22 protein-coding genes are annotated in these 17,651 nt (G+C 44.5%); 1 reads left to right on the forward strand and 21 read right to left on the reverse strand.

The features are described 5' to 3' along the window. Positions 1-316 precede the first annotated feature (316 nt). The 3 genes from DY78_RS11980 to DY78_RS11990 all read right to left on the reverse strand — a co-directional run bounded on the left by DY78_RS11980 (position 317) and on the right by DY78_RS11990 (position 1,798). The gene (locus DY78_RS11980; RefSeq protein WP_024624318.1) at positions 317-685 is read right to left on the reverse strand and encodes a hypothetical protein; all 369 of its coding nucleotides are present in this window, start codon (positions 683-685) and stop codon (positions 317-319) included. After that, positions 682-1,086, reverse strand: coding sequence for a CvfD/Ygs/GSP13 family RNA-binding post-transcriptional regulator (locus DY78_RS11985; RefSeq protein ID WP_024624319.1), 405 nt, complete (start codon positions 1,084-1,086; stop codon positions 682-684). The genes DY78_RS11980 and DY78_RS11985 overlap by 4 nt, the downstream gene beginning before the upstream one ends. A 127-nt stretch (positions 1,087-1,213) precedes the next feature. Further along, the gene (locus DY78_RS11990) at positions 1,214-1,798 is read right to left on the reverse strand and encodes a peptidylprolyl isomerase (protein ID WP_024624320.1); all 585 of its coding nucleotides are present in this window, start codon (positions 1,796-1,798) and stop codon (positions 1,214-1,216) included. A gap of 174 nt (positions 1,799-1,972) precedes the next feature. Here DY78_RS11990 and DY78_RS11995 point away from each other — a divergent pair, with 174 nt between their 5' ends. Then, a complete protein-coding gene (locus DY78_RS11995; protein ID WP_024624321.1) occupies positions 1,973-2,629 on the forward strand; it encodes a VTT domain-containing protein in 657 nt (218 codons plus the stop codon). 171 nt (positions 2,630-2,800) lie between these two features. Here the strand turns inward: DY78_RS11995 and DY78_RS12000 are convergent, their stop codons facing one another. From DY78_RS12000 to DY78_RS12080, 18 genes are all read right to left on the reverse strand, one after another. Next, positions 2,801-3,442, reverse strand: coding sequence for a TIGR01906 family membrane protein (locus DY78_RS12000; RefSeq protein WP_024624322.1), 642 nt, complete (start codon positions 3,440-3,442; stop codon positions 2,801-2,803). After that, positions 3,426-4,217: a TIGR01457 family HAD-type hydrolase gene (locus DY78_RS12005; protein ID WP_024624323.1), complete on the reverse strand. Its 792-nt coding sequence runs from the start codon at positions 4,215-4,217 to the stop codon at positions 3,426-3,428. Before DY78_RS12005 ends, DY78_RS12000 begins: the two co-directional genes overlap by 17 nt. Before the next feature lie 15 nt (positions 4,218-4,232). Further along, on the reverse strand, positions 4,233-4,865 hold the full coding sequence (locus tag DY78_RS12010) for a YutD family protein (protein ID WP_024624324.1): 633 nt from the start codon (positions 4,863-4,865) through the stop codon (positions 4,233-4,235). A 16-nt stretch (positions 4,866-4,881) separates the two neighbouring features. Further along, positions 4,882-6,270 carry a bifunctional metallophosphatase/5'-nucleotidase gene (locus tag DY78_RS12015; protein ID WP_024624325.1) on the reverse strand — a complete coding sequence of 463 codons (1,389 nt, stop codon included), beginning with the start codon at positions 6,268-6,270 and terminating at the stop codon, positions 4,882-4,884. A 68-nt stretch (positions 6,271-6,338) separates the two neighbouring features. Then, positions 6,339-6,947 carry a metallophosphoesterase gene (locus tag DY78_RS12020; protein WP_024624326.1) on the reverse strand — a complete coding sequence of 203 codons (609 nt, stop codon included), beginning with the start codon at positions 6,945-6,947 and terminating at the stop codon, positions 6,339-6,341. 121 nt (positions 6,948-7,068) lie between these two features. Next, complete coding sequence (locus tag DY78_RS12025; RefSeq protein WP_024624327.1) at positions 7,069-8,451, reverse strand: amino acid permease; 1,383 nt, start codon at positions 8,449-8,451, stop codon at positions 7,069-7,071. 298 nt (positions 8,452-8,749) lie between these two features. Then, entirely contained in the window at positions 8,750-9,946 is a 1,197-nt protein-coding gene (locus DY78_RS12030; RefSeq protein WP_024624328.1) for an acetate/propionate family kinase, read from the reverse strand. 15 nt (positions 9,947-9,961) lie between these two features. Continuing rightward, positions 9,962-10,972, reverse strand: a complete 1,011-nt coding sequence (locus DY78_RS12035; protein WP_024624329.1) for a class I SAM-dependent methyltransferase — start codon at positions 10,970-10,972, stop codon at positions 9,962-9,964. Between the two features lie 94 nt (positions 10,973-11,066). Then, positions 11,067-11,312, reverse strand: coding sequence for a hypothetical protein (locus DY78_RS12040; protein WP_024624330.1), 246 nt, complete (start codon positions 11,310-11,312; stop codon positions 11,067-11,069). After that, positions 11,309-11,728 carry a prepilin-type N-terminal cleavage/methylation domain-containing protein gene (locus DY78_RS12045; protein ID WP_024624331.1) on the reverse strand — a complete coding sequence of 140 codons (420 nt, stop codon included), beginning with the start codon at positions 11,726-11,728 and terminating at the stop codon, positions 11,309-11,311. Before DY78_RS12045 ends, DY78_RS12040 begins: the two co-directional genes overlap by 4 nt. Next, positions 11,725-11,946, reverse strand: a complete 222-nt coding sequence (locus DY78_RS16650; protein WP_024624332.1) for a hypothetical protein — start codon at positions 11,944-11,946, stop codon at positions 11,725-11,727. Before DY78_RS16650 ends, DY78_RS12045 begins: the two co-directional genes overlap by 4 nt. Then, positions 11,918-12,388: a type II secretion system protein gene (locus DY78_RS12050; protein ID WP_029778892.1), complete on the reverse strand. Its 471-nt coding sequence runs from the start codon at positions 12,386-12,388 to the stop codon at positions 11,918-11,920. The genes DY78_RS16650 and DY78_RS12050 overlap by 29 nt, the downstream gene beginning before the upstream one ends. Next, positions 12,375-12,731, reverse strand: a complete 357-nt coding sequence (comGC, locus tag DY78_RS12055) for a competence type IV pilus major pilin ComGC (RefSeq protein WP_024624334.1) — start codon at positions 12,729-12,731, stop codon at positions 12,375-12,377. The genes DY78_RS12050 and comGC overlap by 14 nt, the downstream gene beginning before the upstream one ends. Continuing rightward, on the reverse strand, positions 12,728-13,777 hold the full coding sequence (locus DY78_RS12060; RefSeq protein WP_033612291.1) for a type II secretion system F family protein: 1,050 nt from the start codon (positions 13,775-13,777) through the stop codon (positions 12,728-12,730). Before DY78_RS12060 ends, comGC begins: the two co-directional genes overlap by 4 nt. After that, positions 13,716-14,693, reverse strand: coding sequence for a competence type IV pilus ATPase ComGA (gene comGA / locus DY78_RS12065; RefSeq protein WP_024624336.1), 978 nt, complete (start codon positions 14,691-14,693; stop codon positions 13,716-13,718). Before comGA ends, DY78_RS12060 begins: the two co-directional genes overlap by 62 nt. A gap of 108 nt (positions 14,694-14,801) precedes the next feature. Continuing rightward, entirely contained in the window at positions 14,802-15,722 is a 921-nt protein-coding gene (rbsK, locus tag DY78_RS12070; protein ID WP_024624337.1) for a ribokinase, read from the reverse strand. Positions 15,723-15,869: 147 nt separating this feature from the next. Beyond that, positions 15,870-16,598, reverse strand: a complete 729-nt coding sequence (locus tag DY78_RS12075) for a YebC/PmpR family DNA-binding transcriptional regulator (RefSeq protein WP_024624338.1) — start codon at positions 16,596-16,598, stop codon at positions 15,870-15,872. A 258-nt stretch (positions 16,599-16,856) separates the two neighbouring features. Continuing rightward, on the reverse strand, positions 16,857-17,552 hold the full coding sequence (locus tag DY78_RS12080) for a GNAT family N-acetyltransferase (RefSeq protein WP_156404128.1): 696 nt from the start codon (positions 17,550-17,552) through the stop codon (positions 16,857-16,859). Between the last annotated feature and the right edge of the window lie 99 nt (positions 17,553-17,651).

The following is a 17,651-nucleotide window of genomic DNA, read 5'->3' on the forward strand; positions in this document are numbered from 1 at the left end:
TCATGTGGTTTATATCGTGTCAACAACTAATTTCAAGAAGTTGAATTTTTATACATGGACCATTTTGATATTAATTTGTCGCGGAATTGCTCAACTGCTAAGCAATTAGAAACAACTCCCTGACGCAACTTAAATATAATATCATGTGATTTGTAACGTGTCAACAACTAATTATAAGAAGTTGAATATTTATACAAAATCAGCTTGAAATCATTTTGAGTTACAAACGTTGAAGACATGCTGTTTAACGGCCCTGTCGCAACGACAAGATATATCTTATCAAGAATTACTATGCAGGTCAAGCATTTATTTCAATTCATTTTGAATTTTCTTTAAATGCCACATTTACTTGCTCAAATAACTGATGCAATTGACTTGCGGGTACAAACGACAGACCCGTTTGCTTAAAGTGCGCTGTGATTGCCGGCGTCACATTCATATGATTAAAAACGAACAATGAAACTTTTTCGCCCTCGATTTCCGCCATTACTGAATCAAACAACCGTAACTGGTCCACATCAATACCAACTTCATGGCGTAGCTTCCATAAGACCGATGCCAAGGGGGTCATCCCATCTAAAACTTGGAATCGATAAAAATGGACGATGCCATCAAGCTGTTGCATTAAAAATCGCGTTCCTTGGTCATCATTCACCATAATCGTACCAGCGACTTGCTTCTTCATTTATGCTCCCCCACTTCAATGCGTCGGATAGAATCAGTCATCCAACTATCCATGTTCTTGGCAATCGGTTCAAAACCCGCGTGGATATGGCGGTTTGTCCAAAAATGTTTGTGTCGAAAGGTCTTATAAATTTCTAAGTCACTCGTCGTGTGATGAGGCTGTTGTTCAACACACCGTAACGACAAACTGATTTTACCGGTATATTCATCAATGTCTAACACAACAACATCCACGGCCTGGCCAACTTTCAAGTAGTCAGCAATACTTTTGACATAACCTTCATGACATTCGGAGATGTGAATCAACCCTTGATGATCAGCATCCAAGGTTACGAACGCCCCATACGGTTGAATTCCCGTTACATGGCCATGAACTTGCATTCCAATTCGATAATTACTCATAAGCCGGTCCTTTCTATAGATATGACTAAATTCACTACAATCTTGAATATTATAACCTGAATCACGCCGATTGCAAAATGCTAAAAAAAAGAACCTGCGCTAACAGGTTCTTTCTATCATAGTAGTATTAGTCTTCAATCGCAATCGTTTCAATTACCACGTCTTTAACGGGCTTGTCTTGTGCACCAGTAGCAACGTCAGCAATCGTGTCCACGATATCCATGCCATCACTAACCGCCCCAAAGACGGTATGCCGGAAATCTAACCAAGGCGTCCCACCATTACCATAAGCGGTAACCACTTCTTCAGGATAATTAGCTTGTTTTAATTGATCAACCATCCGTGGGTCCAAGGTCTTATTTTGAACGATAAAGAATTGACTACCGTTTGTGTTAGGACCAGCATTAGCCATTGATAAGGCCCCACGCATGTTAAATACTTCAGGTGAAAATTCATCTTCAAATTGTTGGCCGTAGATACTTTCGCCACCCATGCCAGTACCGGTTGGATCGCCACCTTGAATCATAAAATCAGGAATTACGCGATGAAAGATGATACCATCGTAGTAGCCTTTCTTAGCTAACCCAACAAAGTTTTCAACACTCTTAGGCGCTTGCTCTGGAAAGAGTTGAACCTTAATGTCACCGTAATTTGTTTTAATGGTTGCTTTAGGACCGTCAACGTTTGCTAAATCTAATTGTGGATATGCCACTAGAATCACCTGTCTTCTTATAGAATATAACGATAATACAAGAGAATGCGTTAAAAAGCTAGTCATCGCCTTACAAACCTAATGTTTTCCTTTCAATTCGCCGTGCCGAATAGTATTTAACCCTAATTTCTGGTATGCTGTATCAGAACAATTTAATATTACTTGGAGGTAACCATGAGCTTTTTAGTTGATTTCGTGTTGCATATCGATCAACATCTGGTCACAATCGTCAACAGTTTCGGGATTTGGACGTATTTAATCCTCTTCGCCATTATCTTCATTGAAACTGGGGCCGTGATCTTACCGTTTCTACCGGGGGATTCATTACTATTCGCCGCCTGCGCCTTAGCGGCTAACCCGACATACGGTTTACACATCTGGTCATTTGTCATTTTGTTTTTTGTCGCGGCGCTGGCTGGCGACTCACTTAACTTTTTAATTGGTCACTCCTTAGGAGAAGCCCTGACTCGGACATCCTGGTTTGGGAAGCTCATTAATCAAAAACAATTAGCTAAATCCGAAAAATTCTTCGACAAGCACGGTGGTATCACCGTAACGATTGCCCGTTTCATGCCAATCATTCGGACATTCGTCCCCTTTGTCGCTGCTAGTAGCCGAATGGAATACAAACAATTCATTCGTTACAACTTAATCGGTTGTGTGCTATGGGTACTTTTATGCTGTGGTGGTGGTTACTTCTTCGGTAATATTCCATTCGTTAAGGAACATTTCTCAATGGTGGTTATCGGGATTATCTTAGTTTCCTTAATTCCAGCCGTAGTTTCCGCCTTAAAAGCGCGCTTTGGCAGCACGCCTGAAGGTGAAGAATAGCCTAACTAATATAAACATACTAAGACATAACACGAAAATTGGTGCCTGATGAAAGTTAAACTTCATCAGGCACCAATTTTGTTTTTTATCATTTTTATCGTTGAAACGTGCGCCAAAAGGCCGTTTATTCCACTTAACCCGGAAACTAACCGCCTTTTGGCACAGGCTTTTTTAGTCTAAAGTTTTTAAAGCTTGCTTACCAACCGACAAGTAATAGGCAAAGGCCCATTCAATGATTACGAAGGCTAACACGAAACACTGTAAGAAAAATGTATCTGGCAAGACTAAGATAATTCGGTCGTATAGTGGATCAAACAACCAGTCCGAATTACGGAATAGTAATTCATGGAAATAAATAAAAAACTGGTCGAAATTTAATGACATGACCAGCGCCACAATCGGCGGCACCCACAACGCCGTTTGCATCGGTAAAACGAAGCGCCACAGCTGCTGGTTGCGTTTCAGTCGTTGCCAGAGATAATAAGTCGTCACACTGGTCACGATAAACACGGCATAGTCGAGTAAAAACAAGTTCTTCACTTGAGCAAAATGAAACAACGCGCCAGCGGAATCCGTAAAGTCATTCATTTTCAAAGCTGGCACCCAAGGAAAATTCAAGTAGGCCAACATTTGATAGTAGTTCGTCATCAAACGGCCCAAGCTCAGATTAACGGCCGGACCCAATTTTTGAAAATAGGCGTTCAAAAAATACAACCAGCTGGCATTAATCGTTAGAATAATCGTGCCACTGACTAACCATAAATACAGTCCCAGCCACTGCAACCAATGCTTTATTTTATTTAACCACACCATTATCTAAGTCCCATTCATCTAACGAATTGACCTCATTGGTTGGTTTAACCGTTTGTTGGGCCACTAACTCTGGCGTGGAGACCCCGGTATACACTAATAATGAATCAATATCGAAGTTAATTGCGGCGGAAATGTCCGTCATATAATTATCACCGACCATCACACAGTCATGCTTGTCTAACCCAATGCGGTCAACCGCCTTTTGCATAATAATGGTTTCGGGCTTACCAACATAAGTCGCACGTTGTTGGGTTGCCCGTTCAACCATTGCAATGACCGAACCAGCCCCCGGTACTAAGCCGCGCTCATTCGGTAAGTTCGTATCGGCGTTGGTACCAATAAACTTGGCGCCCCGTTTGATTGCTAAGGTTGCCAATTCGAATTTATGGTAAGTGGCATCGTAGTCTAACCCGACAATGACAAAACGCGGATCTTTTTCGTTGAACTGGAAGCCTTTTTCGAGCATGGCCCCCTTCAAACCGAGTTCGCCAATGACATACATCGACTTTTCGCCATCACCAGCCAAATCGTTCACATAATCCGCAGTTGCTAACGCCGCGGTATAAACATTGGCGGGACTGACATGAATGTCGTGGTTGTCTGCTAAATTAGCGGCAACGTCGGCTGGTGATTTAGTCGTATTATTGGTCACGAGTAAAAACTCCGTATCAGTCGCTTGTAAACGTTCAATAAACCGTTTAGCAGCTGGAATCCGCTCACGCCCACGGTAAACAGTACCATCTAAATCAATTAAATAACCCTTGTACTTGCTCAAAATCAAAATCCTCTCTTATTTCTGCCGAATAGTAAAATGCCGTTTACCACTGGCTTGTTTGGTCGTTTTTGCTTGCCGACCATTACCCGCAGTTACTTTGGCGGGTTGTTGCCGCTTCTCAGCAAATGGTGCTGCTTTATGCTTCGTCGTGAAGTTCTTATTATTCTTCCGCCGTTGTTTACTGCGGCTACTGCTCCGATTACTTCGCGCCCGGGTTTGATTATTGTTACTCCGCTTGCCGCCACGCCGCTCATCCTTGCGCGGATGGCTCGTCTTTTTAGGCTTAATGACCCGTTCATTTTTCAAAATAAAATACGCACAGCCAAAATTACAATATTCATATAAGTAATCTTGGACCGTTCCAATCGTTTGTGCGCGTTGGACGTCCTTCATATCATCACGGAAGAAGCCTTTTAAACGAAGCTGTTCAAAGCCCCAGTCGCCGACAATATAGTCGTATTTATTCAAAATCGGACTAAACCGTTCGATAAACTTTTCGAGGTCAAAACCATTGCGATATTCGGTCACAATCTCAAACGGATGCTTATTAACTTCAATATGCGTCCGGTCGAGTCGCATCCCTTGGTATAAATTTTGCCGCCGTTCAGCTTGTTGGGCCGCTAATTCATCAATGTGTTCGCGATTCACAGCGCCACCACCTTTCCTACTTTGTTACTGGCCATTGGGTCGCTAAATAATCCCCAACGACTGTTCTTAAAAATGCTTTGAATAAAATTTCAGTTTGACCGCTTATATTCAACGTCGGGAAAAACGGAATAAATAAGTGATGATCTAATAGTGCCATCTGATAAGTCGCCTGCCGATCAACCGGGGCATCATGGACATACAATTCGTGGGCCACAGTATCCCAGCGTAAGCCTTGATATTGAATATAACCGAAGACTTGGCCCCGAAAACCCATGCCGCGCATCGGAAATTTATTCAAAAATGGCCGCGCTAGTTCCATCTCATAGATTAGCCGCCATAAATCTTGACCACTTAACGTTACGCGGATCACATGCATGGCATGTGGTAGCATCGTATGCAAGTCATTTTGCGTCACGACGCCGGCTGGTAAGTCCCGCATAAACAGACCACCATTAAGCATCCCTAAATCAGTATCTGCATAGCTCGTGATGGCTTGTAAGCCCAACGCCGTTAAATCACTCGCATGATGCCAATGTGGTTGTAATTGCGTGGGCACCGTCGCGACCAGTTGTTGCGATAATAAGCGCTCACCTTCAACTTGTAACGCGTTAATTTCAGCGTTGTCTTGCGGTGCCGACGGTAATTTTGCCGTGGCGACCGTTTGCGCAACCGCTTTGGTCACCCGATGCTGGTCATCAATAGTTAAATTGATCTGACCCACGTATTCACCGTATTTCCCAGCCGCTGCTACTAAGACGCCGTGGTCAGCTTCCCCATTCACCAATAAATGATGGGTATGGCTGCCAATGATGACGTCAATCGATGGATAATGCTTCGCTAACCAGCGGTCCACATTAATACCGAGATGTGACATCACGACTAACACATCGTATTGGCCCGCATATTGGGCTAATAGTTGTGGTAACCGGTCTTTAACACTAGCCGGCGTCCAGCCATTGAGCGGATACGTCAAAATGAACGGCGCCGTAAAGGCCAACAGTAAAATCCGCGTTCCAGCCGGCGTCGTGATAAACTTGGCCGGTTGGGCCCAACTCGGTCGCCGATTCGTTTGAGTATCAGTAATATTATCGAGGATCACATCAAAATTAGCCTGATCGTATAAGTGATTCAACTCTGACTGGGTCAATCCCAAGCCTTCGTTATTGCCAATGGTCACCGCATCATAGCCAATCTGATTCAACAATTTGACATTGGCTTGTCCGCGCGTCGCTTCTGACAACTGATGCGCTCGGTCGACAGCATCGCCTAAATCCACGGTCAAGACACTCGTCCCTACCGCAACTTGTTGTTGGCGCTGCGTCAGTAAGTATCGCCGAATGCGGGGCCAATTTTCAAAATGGGAATGTAAGTCGTTCGTATGCAAAATCGTAATGCGCTCACTCATCTCATTCGCCTCTTATATATTATCTTCGTTAATCCTAAAGCATTGCAGCAGACCGGTCAAGCACGGCTTTAACGGCGCTTGGCAAAGTCTTCTGCTTTGCCCGCAACCATCTGTTCAATCTCAGCTAACGAGAACGGTGCCCCAAATGGTACGGCATGGTCTAAATAGTCCGTTTCCGGGGTATCCACACCGACGTTGATATTTTCCTTAATGTTCACCGCATAATGATGAATGTGACCATGCAAGTTGATAATTTGCTTCACAATACCCATCATCATTGGATAGTGCGTCATGTAATATTGCCGATGGTCGTACTTGATCAACACGCCGACATCATGGAATTCAAACTTAGGTTGCCCATTTAATTGCGGATCGTGGGCCGCTAAATATTTAAAAAATGCCCGCGAATCATGATTTCCCTTGATAAAAACAATTTTACCATGTAATTGCGTCAAAATGGCGAGTACCCGTTCATACGACACCTTGGCCGGTCGCGTAAAGTATAGGGCCACGTCACCTAAATGATAGACGGTATCTTGATCCGTAATGCGCGCATTCCAGTGGTCAATAATCGCTTGGTTCATCGCTTCTACATCGGGGAATAGCCGCGGTGCGAAGTCGTTATCGCCTAATAAATCAGCATGATAAAAATGCGTATCCGAAGTAAAATATTGCATGTATCTGCCTCACTTTTCCAAAATTCACGTTACCTTTAATTGTACCGCTTCACCTAGTAAAAGGCACTGACCCGGTTTGACAAAAAACGGCCGTCCATTACGGACCGCCGTTTAAAAATCATTATTTTTCGACTTGATGGACACGGTCGTTAAATACCTTGATGGCATATAAAACCGCAATCCAAATTAATGACGCGATTAGCGCAATCAACGTTTCCGTCTTGAAACACAATACAATCGCGATAAAACCTAAAAATGCTAGGATTAAGTAATCCGAGAGTGGGAAAAACGGCATCCGGAACTTTTTGGCCGCCGACTTACCGACTTGCTTCCGATAGGCCAGATGGGCTAAAACAATGGCGCCCCAGATGAAGATAAAACAAGTCGTCGATACACTCGCAATCAGTGAAAAAACTTTACCTGGCATGACAAAGTTCAATAGGACCGATAACCCAATGACCACCGTTGAAAACCACAGCGCATGTTGCGGGACTTGGCTCGGCGATAACCGACTCATCCGCTTGGCAAACTTACTCTTGCCATCGTAAGTTAACGAAAATAACATCCGACCGGTACTAAACAAGGCGCTATTACAAGATGAAGCTGCGGCAGTCAGCACGACAAAGTTGATAATCGCCGCCGCCGAGCTAATCTTCAAGTTTTGGAACACTTGTACGAACGGACTATGCGCTTCGGAGAAATAACTCCATGGATACATACACATTAAGAAGAACAGTGAGCCCACGTAGAACAAAATAATCCGGATGGGAATATTATCAATCGCTTTGGGAATTACTTTCTTAGGATCTTCGGTTTCTGAAGCGGTCATACCGACCATTTCAATCCCAATAAAGCTAAACAGGACCATTTGAAATGAAAGGACAAAGCCCTTCATGCCATGCGGTAAGAAACCGCCATAATTGACTAAGTTAGTTAAGCTGGCATGCCCGACTGGCGTTTTGACACTGAATAATACCATGCCAATCCCAACCGCAATCAAAGCGACAATCGCCGCAATCTTGATAATCGCAAACCAGAACTCGGTTTCCCCAAAAGCCGAGACGTTAATTGAATTTAAAGCTAACAGTAAGATTAAAATCACAAAACCAGGAATCCATTGCGGTAAGTTAGGAAACCAGAATTGCATATATTCACCAGTTGCGGTGATTTCAGCCATCGCAATCGTGATCCAGCAAACCCAGTATGTCCAACCGGCGACAAACCCGGTCCGGTCACCCAAATACTTTTTAATAAAATCAATGTATGAATGGGTGTTCAGATCAGATAATAATAACTCGCCCAACGCCCGCATGAGTAAAAAGCACATCAGACCGGTGACTAAATAGGCAATCAGAATCGACGGCCCAGCCAAGTGGATGGATTGACCAGCCCCTAAAAATAGGCCGGTCCCAATCGTGCCACCAATCGCAATTAATTGCACATGGCGGCTTTTGAGTCCCCGAGACAGGTGTTCCTGTTCGGGTTGTTGACTTTCTTTCATAATATCAGCACTCCCCTTGAAAACATTATACCGAGGGCTGAAATGACATTCAAAAGGCGACGCTTCGCATTTTTTCAATATTGGTCTAGACCACGATTTTCATGTACTTAAACCGATTGGAAACTGTAAGCGGGCGCACTTCCGGTCAGTCCCACGCTAACCCGCCTTTCTGATTACCTTAACTAACCAACCATTTAACATGAATGACGTGAAACTAACACATAGTATGATGAATAACTTTCATGTAACAAGCCAAAAGACGGCCGCCAAATTGCATTGGCGAACCGTTTTTGGTCATTTATTAGACTTGTGGGTGACCGATACGCTCAACATCACGCGCAATCATCAATTCCTCATTAGTTGGAATCAAGATCGTCCGAATCTTCGCATCCGCCGTACTTAAATCACGTTCGACCCCACTAACTTGATTCTTGTGCGGGTCAATGGCGACACCAAAATAACTGAGCTTATCCGCAATCCGTTGACGCATCTTGGCGTCTCGTTCACCGATACCAGCCGTAATCACAATGGCATCGGCGCCTTGCAGCTCGGCCAAGTAGGCCCCGACATATTTCACAATCCGATTGACGAAAATATCAATAGCGAGTTGCGCTTGTGGGTCGTGGTCGCAACGGGCTTCTAACTCTTTCATATCCGCTGAACCCGCAATTCCGAGTAACCCCGACTGCGTGTTCAAAATTTTGAGCATCGCATCGGGGTCAGCAATCTTCAGCTTTTTCATGAGATACGCCATGAGTGACGGGTCTAAATCCCCGGAACGCGTGGCCATGGTAATCCCGGCTAGCGGAGTAAAGCCCATCGACGTATCCACACTGTGACCTTGGTTGATGGCGGTAATCGAGCTCCCCGCCCCCAAATGCAACGTAATCAGCTTCAACTCATCTAACGGTCGGCCCATCAACTTTGCCGCCCGACTAGCGACATAGCGATGACTCGTCCCGTGGGCCCCAAACTTCCGCGCGCCATATTCTTCATAATAACGATATGGTAACGAGTACAAGTAGTTAACCGCCGGCATGTCCGCATGAAAGGCGGTATCAAAGACCGCTACAGCGGGCACGTTGGGTAAAATTTTCTTAAAAGCCCGAATTCCGATGGCGTTGGCTGGATTATGCAGCGGCGCATATTCGGATAGTCCTTCAATCTGATGCAAGACGTGCTCATCAATTAATACCGAGTCGTGAAAAATCTCACCCCCGGCGACAACCCGATGACCGACGCCGGTTATTTCATCGTAGCTTTCGATGATGTGTAACTTAATTAACTCATCTAAGATGATATTAACGGCGGTTAAGTGGTTCGGTACCGACTCGGTCTCGACATACTCATAGTCCAATCCATACCGGATATGAATTGGCGAACTATCGAGACTAATCCGTTCAATCGCGCCACTCGCAATGACGTGTTCTTGTGGCATCTCAAATAACTTAAACTTTAACGTCGAACTACCGGCGTTAATGGCAATTGTCTTCCCCATTATCCTAACTCGCTCCTAACGACTAATGTTTTGTCCGACCCATTCATCGATTTGGGCGGTAAAAGCTTCAAACGCGCGGGTATCTTCAAACGACGGGAATTCACCGAGCAAGACTTTACCAGCCTGCTTAGCTTCACCCCCGCGTTTTTGTAAGACCACCACGGACTTGCGTGACTTTTCATCCAAAAACAAGTTCGTCGGTAGGTTCAAAAGCCCTTGCAAATATGCTTCGGAACTCATCCATTGGAGCAATCCTTGTGATTCTTGGGATTGGAAAACGTTTGTCGGCACGAGGAAGACACCCCAGCCACCTGGTTGTAATTGCGACATGGCTTGTTCAATCAACAAGTGATGCACGTAAGAATGCCCATTAGTAGCTTTCGTTTTGAACGTTTGTACCCGTTCATCTAACGGATAATAGCCGACTGGCAAATCCCCAATGGCAACTTTGGTCTTGGGCATCACGAGCGGATCAATCGCATCTTGGTGGAACAATGCCACCTTCGATTTTTGTAGATCCATACTCATCGCGGCGATAGCTAATTGGTTGTCATCGTTATCGACACCATAGCCTTGAATCGGCATCGTTTGATTTGGCTGTAATTGATTCATGACCGTCGTAAGTAAGTTACCCGTCCCGACGGCAATATCTAAAATCGATAATTCCGGTGTTTGGCCCACGAGCTTAGCAATCAAATAAGCGGTCAATAACCCGATGGAATCAGGGGTCATTTGATGATTCGGGTCAACCCGATCATTATGAATCGCCTTGAGTAATGCCAATTGTAAGGCCCGCCGAATCGTTTCGGCATCGTATTGTGTCAAATTAACCGTCGCATATAGCTTGGACAGCTCGGCCACGTGTTCGGCATCCGGTTGGCCATCTTCAACTTGAACATGGTCACTTAATAAATTATCCCCGGTTTCAATCAACGCATCGACATACGAGACCGATAACTGTTGCATTAAAATCGTCACTGATCGATCTAAGACCTTAAAGAGCGCCTCAGTTTCTGCTTGTGCCAGAATGCTCACCTCTTCGAAAATACTTGAATACTTTCTCATCTTACCGACTTTCATGAAAGACTTCAAGCTGGAGGCCTGCTATCTCGCTAAATTTTTAGGATTCACTCGTGAATTTTATGCTAGCCGATTTTGCAGAACTCACTTGCTTTTCATGTGGCTGACCAGCTGACTTTGTGCCTTTTTGCACAGCTGCTGGAGCCGGCTCACGATAAGTCTTAAGTATTAATTCATATAAGTTTTCACGCTGTTGAAAGCTAATGTAACGTTGGCTTTCAAAGGTCCCAAAAATTGCCAAGAAAATGATGACCGAAAATAAAATGGTACCGCGCCGTTTTTTCATGATGGTCCTCGTTTCGGTAAAAGTAAGTGGGCCTTAAACACCTGATTATCCCGAGTATAAATTGTCAAAACAAGATTTGGTGTCATCTCATATTTCCGTACATTACCCATCAGTCGAATCGTTGCACCAGTCGGATGGTGTAAGGTCAAATTACGACCTATGACTAACAAATCAAATTGTTTCTTATTCTCATACAAGTGTAAATTACCCGCGGCCGATAATTTAACCGCCGAAAAGTGATGACTTGGTCGCTCTAATTCCCGCAACATCAAGTACCACTCAACCGTCGAGTTAATCCGCTTTGAGTGTTCAACATATTGACGCTGTCCAACACTAAAAATACCAATTAATCCAGTTAAAACGCTCATCGCAATCACGACTTCAATTAACGTAAATCCCTTTTTAGACCATTTCATCCTGCTAATAATTGTGTCTGATGAGTTTGAATCCGGTCTAATTCATACATTGCCCGCGCTTGTTTAATTTCGTTGATTCGCCGACTTTCATGCTTTTTCATTAATGTTTCAATGCCAATGCCTGAAATTAGACCCGCACTCAATAATGTGACTGCGATGATTGTTTCTAGCAGAACAAATCCGTTATGCCTACTTCCGATCTTTAAACGCAATTCCATATGCCCCCCACCCCATTAATGCAGTTAGTTTAATCGTATACTTTGGCTGTAAGTCCGAATGAAATAAGACATAGCGCAAACTAGTATGACCATTGGCTTGAATATCAACACTCGCCCCTCGGTCAATGTGCAATGTTGGTGGTAGCTTGACCACCTTCCAAGCAGTTCGATCAGGCTTATGCATATACGCCACGGTATTCGTATCCTGATAAAAATTGATGGATTGATTGGCACCATGTTTCTTTCCGGTCAGTCCGGCCAACAGTACTTGCTGTTGCCAGTCATTACGTAACTGTTCCCAAAATACTTTCTCAGCGTTTTCTTGGCGAACTCTAGTTGGAAACCGGTAGATTACGACTAATAGCAAGCTACATACAATCCCCAGTACGGTCACCGACTCAATCAACGTAAATCCGAAGCGCTGCCGACTAATTCTTAACATGACTTGGAGCCGTTACCGAGGTACCGTCCTGAGAAACTTTAATTTGTTGGTCACTGGCTTGATTTTTTTGTGATTCGGTCAAATAATGCGCTTCAAACAACTGGTCGACAGTAACACTTTTCTTGCCCGGATTATCATTTAAATACATCGCCGCTTGACCATTCACGACTTTTGTCAGTGCCTCATTTCGCTTAGTTTCCGCTCGTTGTCGCGACGCATTCAAGTTGGGAATCACAATCAACATCAGCAACGCAATAATCCCCAAAACAACGACCATTTCTAATAAAGTGAACCCTTTACGTGGTGCGGTAGTTTTCAACAGCATGCGTTTGACATAGTTCATTTTAAAATCTCCCCCATTGAGTGATACATTGGCAACAATATATTCATGTAAGTGACGAGAATCACGCCGGCGATAATCAAAAACATCGTGGGCTGGATCCAACTGATTAGCCGATTCAATTGGCGAACGAGTTTTTGATATTGGACATTGGCAAAATACAAGAGTTCCTGACTTAATTGTTCCGCGGGATTGGCCTTCCCAATTAATAAAATGAGTTCATCTGGTAATAAGCGGTCAGCCGCAATTAAATCCGGTAGTGACTGACCGGCTAATAGACCGTGCTCAATCCAGGCCCCTTGTTGCTGTAACAACGACTGTGATTTGAAATGTGTACTCACTTCACAAATTCCACGTAGGCCGAGTCCACCAGCGAGTAACATCCCAGCATTCATCGTCAAGTAATAGCCACAATACGCTTTAACTAACGGACCAATCAGTGGTAGGCGGGCCAATCGGGCATAGCGCCGGCGAATTGGTAAGCGGCTTAAATAGGCAGCACCGACTAGTAAACAGCTGCCAATCACCCCGCCCACGCCAATTAATAACCACTGCCAACTAGTTAGACCAGTTGCCGGTGTCGGATTAATCGCGGCAAAATTAGGCATGATCATCGTGCGCACGACCCCCACCGTACTGAACAACACGACTAACAACAAAATTGGATATTGTAACAACCGCCGGATTTGTTGCTGCTGAGTCGTCCGCGTCCGCATCAGGTGACCAGCTTGAATTAACGTCGCCGTTAACGCCCCATGTTGTTCGGCAATTAGTAATTGATAATATAAATCGACGGCAATATAGGCCTGCAGCGCGCTAGCGAGACTTTCGCCCGCTGCTAATTGCTGTAATACTGGTGTGAGCACCTGAAAGTCATGACCATGGATATCGACGACAAATCGTAGGGCCGCTTGCATCGAAAAACCGTTCTCTAATAAATCCGCCACGGTCTCGAATAAGACTGCTTGGTGTTTGACCGACAACCGCTTAGGCTTCTTTGAGCCGCGTCGCCACCGTGGTACTGAGCCGACCATTGGCATACTGTTCATCGATTATTTGCCCCCATTTTGCGGTCATCAAACGCGCCGTTTGGACCGGTAACTCGTGTGGCGTACTAACAATGTCAAAGAGTGTCGCTTGGGTCCCATCCGTCACGGGTACTAGCCGCTGGTAAGACACTCCCGCGAGCGCTTGTTTCACCGTAGCCGGGGCCAAGCCTAATTGCGCCAACCGCGGTAAAATACCATGAACCCCGCGTGCATGAATCGTGCTTAACACGAGATGCCCGCTTAGCGCCGCTTGAATCGCGATTTGCGCCGTTTCCGCATCGCGAATCTCCCCCACGATAAAGACATCCGGGTGATGACGCAGGCCCACTTTGAGTAACTCGGCATAACTCATCTGCGCCGCCGCATTCACTTGTAATTGTAAAAACTTCGGCTCATAAATCTCGACTGGGTCTTCAATCGTCATTATGACCCGCTGTCCCCGTAACTCCCGCACTAAGTCATACATCGTGGTCGTTTTACCCGACCCCATCGGCCCAGCAAAGAGAATTAAACCACTGCGTTGTAGTAGTCCGGTCAACTGGTGACGTTGTTTGGGCACCAGATATTGTAAATTGACCCCCGCCGCCTCGTAGAGTACTCGGACGACTAATGATTCTCGACCTAAAAAATCGCCCACCGCTGAAATTCGCAAGTTCAACGTTTGCGCCGCTAACTCATACGGCATCGCTCCGAGTTGTGGCCGGCGATGATCACTGATTGCCATATTACTACGGTATTTGATATGGTTAATCAGTTGTTGCGCGGCCGCAAGTTCTAACGTCATTAACGTTTCGAGCTTGCCGGCCGTTTGGGCTAAGACTTGATACGCCGAAGTGGTCGGCAACCAATAAATGTCGCTCGCCTGAAAAGTCACGGCGGCCTGAATGATTTGTTGCAGTTGTTGTTCGACTGACACAGCATCACGCTCCTTTCACTTATTAACTCCGTAAAAAGGTGACAAAAAAACGACTGAATCAATAATTAAATTGACTCAATCGCTAATTTTTTTCGTTAGTTTTTACGTCTAAGCACGTTCCGCTTGTTCAATCTCCGCTTTTGTCGGGATGGAAGGCTGCGCGCCTAATTTTTGAACGGCTAATGAAGAGGCCCGGTTCGCCAATCGAACGGCTTCAGACAAGTTGCTGAAGTCCGTCTTCAAGACCGAACTCAACGCACCGATAAAAGTATCGCCGGCCGCAGTCGTATCTAGAGCATTCACTTTATAGGCGGGCACAAAGCCATGGTCGGTCCCCCGCATCCAAAAAGCACCTTTGCTACCGACTGTAATAATCACCGTCTTAACACCTAACGCTTGCAACTTTTCAGCGCCTTTGATCATCGAGTGTTCATCGGTGATGTGCACCCCGGTCAAAGTTTCAGTTTCAGTTTCATTCGGCACGATTAAATCGGTCACCGCTAATAATTCTGTTGGGACAGTCTTAGTGGCTGGCGCTGGATTTAAAATCGTCGTCTTGTTAGCCGCATGGGCTAATTCAAAGCCATGAATCGTGGCAGCTTGCGGCGTTTCAAACTGCGCAATCAAAAAGTCACTGGCGATAATCGCTGGTTTAGCTAATTCGACATCGTCGGCAGTCACTTGTTGATTCGTGCCACCGTCGATTAAAATTCGGTTTTCACTGCTGCTGTCCAGCATAATGAAAGCCGAACCCGTGTTGGCGGCATCACTATGTTGGACATATTGGTCATTGACCCCACTTTCAGTGAGTTGCTTGACCATAAAGTCGCCTTCTTGATCTTGGCCAACTTTGCCAATAAACGTGGTGTCAGCACCTGCTCGGGCCGCTGCAATCGCTTGATTGGCACCTTTACCGCCACCGGCAATTCCTTTACCGGTCAACGGCAACGTTTCACCGGGTTTGGGGAAACGTTTAAAACGTAAGATTGTATCAACATTTAAACTACCTAATACGGTTACTTTATTCATAATTATCGTCCCTTCGAAACTCGCTAGTCCAATTTTAGCAAACTAAACGCGCGGGTACTAGCTTGAACGCCTTTTCTTAGAAATAATTAACCGACGCAACAAAAAAAGCGTGCCCATCAAACGATGAGTACGCTTCTAAACTGCTGATTAGTCGTCGAAGTTAGCGGCGTCGTATACTTCTGATACGTCGTCGTTATCTTCAAGTTCTTCAAGCATGTGTTGTAACTTTTCAACTTTGTCAGCCGGTACGTCGGTTAAGTTTTCAGGAATCATGGTTAATTCGGCAGTTGCCAAAGTATAACCTTTTTCTTGTAACGCATCCCGAACTTCAGCTAATTGTTTAGGGTCAGTGTAAATTTCGAAAGCTTCGTCGCTTGATTGTAAATCATCGCCACCAGCATCCAAAACATCCATCAACATCGTGTCTTCGTCAGTGTCTAAGTCTTCACGAGCAATCACAATGTAGCCACGCCGATCGAACATGTAGCTAACGGCACCCGTTGCAGCTAACGCACCACCATGGTGAGTGAAAGCTGAACGAACCGCAGCAGCTGTCCGGTTTTTGTTGTCGGTTAATGCGTGAACCAGAACTGCGATACCACCAGGGCCGTAGCCTTCGTAAGTAACTTCTTCGTAGTTTTCCGCACCGGAGCCACTACCTTTATCAACCGCCCGTTTAATATTATCCTTAGGCATGTTGGCAGCTTTAGCCTTATCCATGATCAAACGCAAGTTGGCGTTAGAATCAGGATCAGGACCCCCGGCTTTTACAGCCATATAAAGTTCGCGGGAGATTTTTTGGAAAATCTTACCACGTTTAGCATCTTGGGCATTCTTACGGCCTTGGATGTTATGCCATTTACTATGTCCTGACATGTGTGACTCCTTCTTTCGTATTTATTTCGATTTAGTATATAAACATACGTGTAATATAATATCAAATAAAGGGAGCGATTTCAAGGTTTCGGCTTGGCTAAATAAAACACTGGTCTAGCCAACATCAGTCGAGAACGAATCATTACTTTTTAAAGTTTGAATGTCTACGTCCCTGCGCACAAAACAAAAAAAGATACCCATAATTTTGGATACCTCGTAATTTATTAATGGCTCGATTCACATTTACCTCGAACATATCTATTTAATTTCAAACAATAGTGTTGACTCGAGTGCTTTTCGCAATGCAAGTTCCATCATAGTTTCATAACCGGTATTTATTTTTAAAACTTGTGCTAATTGAGTAGTCTCAAGCGCTAATGGCGTTAATATACTTGACAGCTGTTCGGGGGAATACTCAATAAAGCCAAATTTTTTGTAAAATTCAACGCTTAAATTTAATGCATCTAAAGTTATCATAGATGTTCCAATTAATGGTACCAACTGCCAATGGACATTTAATAACAACTGTTTTATGAGTAAACGCCCATAACCCTGTTGCTGATAATTGCGATTGATAGCGAGAAAAGGGACATCGACACAAGGATATCCAGTATTATTACTGCTGCCATTCAAATGATGAAATTTTCGATATCGCTTAGATACCTTTGTCGTATTCATCTGAATCGTATAATAGCCAATAATTTCAGCATCACTATACATCACATTGGTAACCGCATCATTACTCTGATCGTCGTATGCTGCCAGTAAATAATCACTAATTTGATTGTAGGTTTCTTCTAATTTGAATTTTTTACCGGTATCTAGCTCTAAGCTTTCAAAGTTAAGTGGCAAACAACTGAAATTAGCGCACATATGCCTTGTTATTTTTGACTTTACTAACTTCAGCGTATCAATTCTAATGTCTTTACCGTGAAGTTCCATTAAGAATTTCAAGTCGCTTTCTTAGACTTAATTTTTTTGATTCTGACTTTACAATATTAATATGGTAGATTGTAAAATTAATCCGAACGCTGTTCGGACAAAAAAGATCAG

This window comes from Lactiplantibacillus fabifermentans DSM 21115 (genome assembly GCF_000498955.2).
Classification (GTDB): Bacteria; Bacillota; Bacilli; order Lactobacillales; family Lactobacillaceae; genus Lactiplantibacillus; species Lactiplantibacillus fabifermentans.

Coding starts and splice junctions, on each gene's coding strand:
- DY78_RS12060 (WP_033612291.1), bottom strand. CDS start 13,777: ATGAACAGTATGCCAATGGTCGGCTCAGTACCACGGTGGCGACGCGGC.
- DY78_RS12050 (WP_029778892.1), bottom strand. CDS start 12,388: ATGTTAAGAATTAGTCGGCAGCGCTTCGGATTTACGTTGATTGAGTCG.
- DY78_RS11995 (WP_024624321.1), top strand. CDS start 1,973: ATGAGCTTTTTAGTTGATTTCGTGTTGCATATCGATCAACATCTGGTC.
- DY78_RS12075 (WP_024624338.1), bottom strand. CDS start 16,598: ATGTCAGGACATAGTAAATGGCATAACATCCAAGGCCGTAAGAATGCC.
- DY78_RS12030 (WP_024624328.1), bottom strand. CDS start 9,946: ATGGGGAAGACAATTGCCATTAACGCCGGTAGTTCGACGTTAAAGTTT.
- DY78_RS12045 (WP_024624331.1), bottom strand. CDS start 11,728: ATGAAATGGTCTAAAAAGGGATTTACGTTAATTGAAGTCGTGATTGCG.
- DY78_RS11980 (WP_024624318.1), bottom strand. CDS start 685: ATGAAGAAGCAAGTCGCTGGTACGATTATGGTGAATGATGACCAAGGA.
- DY78_RS11985 (WP_024624319.1), bottom strand. CDS start 1,086: ATGAGTAATTATCGAATTGGAATGCAAGTTCATGGCCATGTAACGGGA.
- DY78_RS12020 (WP_024624326.1), bottom strand. CDS start 6,947: ATGCAATATTTTACTTCGGATACGCATTTTTATCATGCTGATTTATTA.
- DY78_RS12040 (WP_024624330.1), bottom strand. CDS start 11,312: ATGAAAAAACGGCGCGGTACCATTTTATTTTCGGTCATCATTTTCTTG.
- DY78_RS16650 (WP_024624332.1), bottom strand. CDS start 11,946: ATGGAATTGCGTTTAAAGATCGGAAGTAGGCATAACGGATTTGTTCTG.
- DY78_RS12015 (WP_024624325.1), bottom strand. CDS start 6,270: ATGAGTGAGCGCATTACGATTTTGCATACGAACGACTTACATTCCCAT.
- rbsK (WP_024624337.1), bottom strand. CDS start 15,722: ATGAATAAAGTAACCGTATTAGGTAGTTTAAATGTTGATACAATCTTA.
- DY78_RS12000 (WP_024624322.1), bottom strand. CDS start 3,442: ATGGTGTGGTTAAATAAAATAAAGCATTGGTTGCAGTGGCTGGGACTG.
- comGC (WP_024624334.1), bottom strand. CDS start 12,731: ATGAACTATGTCAAACGCATGCTGTTGAAAACTACCGCACCACGTAAA.